The sequence below is a fragment of the Nostocoides japonicum T1-X7 genome, from assembly GCF_001046855.1.
Taxonomy (GTDB): Bacteria; Actinomycetota; Actinomycetes; order Actinomycetales; family Dermatophilaceae; genus Nostocoides; species Nostocoides japonicum.
In genome coordinates this window covers 4,885,671-4,888,067 of the sequence record NZ_HF570958.1, presented here as the reverse complement: position 1 = coordinate 4,888,067, position 2,397 = coordinate 4,885,671, and the positions used below count along the sequence as shown (strand labels likewise).

Genomic DNA, 2,397 nt, shown 5'->3' with positions numbered 1-2,397 from the left:
CCCGCCGGCCGGCCTGCGGTGCCTGTCCGGTGGCGGACCTCTGCCCGTCGTACGGCGAGGGCGAGACCGACCCCGTCAAGGCGAGGAAGCTGCTGAAGTTCGAGCTGTCGTCGGGGGGCTCGTGACGGTGCGGCCGGCGTGGCTCGATCACGCCGCCGTCGTCGACGACGCCCCGCCGGACTACTTCGCCCGCTTCGCCCCGCCGCGGCGTCCCCGGCGCCGCTCCGCCGTGCTCATGCTCTTCGGGCCCCGCGACGGTTCGGCCGAGGTCGACGTCGTCCTCACCGAACGGTCGGCGACGCTGCGCAGCCACGCCGGCCAGGTGTCCTTCCCGGGTGGGGCGCTCGACCCCGGCGACGACGGGCCGGTCGCGGCGGCGCTCCGGGAGAGCCGCGAGGAGGTGGGGCTCGATCCCGCCACCGTCGAGGTCGTCACGACCCTTCCCTCGCTCTACCTGTCGCCGAGCGCGAACTCCGTCGTCCCGGTGCTCGCCTGGTGGCCGCAGCCCGGCCCGGTCGGGGTCGTCGACCCTGCCGAGGTGGCCCGGGTCGACCGGGTGTCCGTCGACGCGCTCGTCGACCCGGCCAACCGGTTCTGTGTCGAGAGCCCCCGGGGCGGGTGGGTCGGCCCGGCCTTCGAGGTCGACGGGCTGTTCGTCTGGGGTTTCACGGCGATGCTGCTCGACGTGCTCCTCGACACCGCCGGGATCGCCCCGCCGTGGGACCGGTCCCTGCGTCGCCCTCTCCCACCGGGTGTCGCGCGGTCCGAACCCACGCCGCCCGACGACGACGGTGGGGAGGAGGCGGAAGCCGGAGCGCGGCATACTCCCCGGGCCTCGCCGGGAGAGGGTATGCGGTGAGCCCGGGGACGTGGCTCGACGTCGCCCTCGTCCTGCTCCTGTTGGCCTACGGGATCTCCGGGTGGCGGCAGGGGCTCGTCGTCTCCGTCATGTCGCTCGCGGGGTTCCTCGGGGGCGGCGCGCTCGCGATGGCGGTGCTGCCGGTCATCCTCGACCGGCTCACGATCTTCGACGACAACCAGCTGTGGCGCAGCATCTTCGTCGTCCTCGTCGTCTTCGTCGGGGCCTCCATCGGGCAGTCGATCATGGTGGCCATCGGGTACCGGATCCGGTCGGTCGTCCGCCTCCGGAGCGCCCAGGTCGTCGACTCCTTCCTCGGGGTGGTCGTCGTCGTCGCCGCGACGGCGGTCCTCATGTGGTTCGTCGCGGGGGCCGTCCGCGGCGGTGCCCCGCCGACGGTCTCCCGCGCCATCGGCCAGTCGTGGGTGCTGCGGACGATCGACGAGGCCGTGCCCCCGCGGACGGACGAGCTGTTCTCGTCGCTGCGCGAGGCGCTGGACCGCGAGGGCTTCCCCCGGGTCTTCGCGGGGATCCGGGCCGAGCCGATCCGCCCCGTCAACCCGCCGGACCCCTCCGTCGTCGACGCCGGCGCTGTCGCGCGCGCCGCGCAGTCGGTCATCAAGATCACCGGGGTGTCCGACGGCTGCCAGCAGGGCCAGGAGGGGAGCGGCTGGGTCGTCGCCCGGGACCGGGTCGTGACGAACGCCCACGTCGTCGCGGGTGTCGACCACCTCACCGTGCGGCCGCAGGGGACGGGGCGGACCTACTCGGGCCAGGTCGTCGTCTTCGACCCGGAGCGTGACCTCGCCGTCATCGACGTCCCTGGGCTGCCGGCCGCACCGCTCGAGCTCGGCTCGCCGCTGTCGCGGGGGGACTCGGCGGTCGTCGCGGGCTTCCCCCTCAACGGTCCGTACGACCTCGAGGCGGCCCGGGTCCGGCAGGTCCTGCGAGCCGACGGCGCCGACATCTACGGCAACCCCGGGATCATCCGGCAGATCTACTCCCTGTATGCCGTCGTCCGCTCGGGCAACTCCGGCGGGCCACTGCTCGACCCCCAGGGCCGGGTCGCGGGCATCGTCTTCGCCCGGTCCCTCGACGACGCCTCGACCGGCTACGCCCTGACCCTCCAGGAGGCCGCGCCCGTGCTCCGCAAGGCGGCCTCCGCCTCGACCCCGGTCTCGACCGGTTCCTGCATCCGCGACTGACAGTCTTCCGCAGTCCTTCTCCAGTCCTCTCCTTCGCTGGTGCCCACGCACCTCCCCTCGAGTGGGTGTGTCCGGGTCTGCCCACCCACCTCGACTCGGGATACCTCGATTCGGGGGCCTTCCGCTGGGTGGAGGTATCTGGTGACGTCTTGGTGGGGTCTGGATACCTCGACTCCGGGGTGGTCGGCTGGGTGGAGGTATGTGGTGACGTTCTGGTGGGGTCTGGATACCTCGACTCCAGAGGCCTTCTGCTGGGTGGAGGTATCTGGCGAGGTTCTGGTGGGTGGGGATACCTCGACTCCGGGGTGGTCGGCTGGGTGGAGGTATGTGGTG

2 protein-coding genes and 1 pseudogene are annotated in these 2,397 nt (G+C 72.8%); all 3 read left to right on the top strand.

The genetic code is table 11. From position 1 onward, the window contains the following. Positions 1-125 (top strand): annotated as a pseudogene (locus BN12_RS24845) (endonuclease III); the annotation flags it as partial. Beyond that, positions 122-859 carry an NUDIX hydrolase gene (locus BN12_RS22195; RefSeq protein ID WP_235432499.1) on the top strand — a complete coding sequence of 246 codons (738 nt, stop codon included), beginning with the start codon at positions 122-124 and terminating at the stop codon, positions 857-859. The pseudogene BN12_RS24845 and the gene BN12_RS22195, both read left to right, overlap by 4 nt. Then, a complete protein-coding gene (locus tag BN12_RS22190) occupies positions 856-2,064 on the top strand; it encodes a MarP family serine protease (protein ID WP_048555692.1) in 1,209 nt (402 codons plus the stop codon). The genes BN12_RS22195 and BN12_RS22190 overlap by 4 nt, the downstream gene beginning before the upstream one ends. The last annotated feature ends 333 nt before the right edge of the window (positions 2,065-2,397 follow it).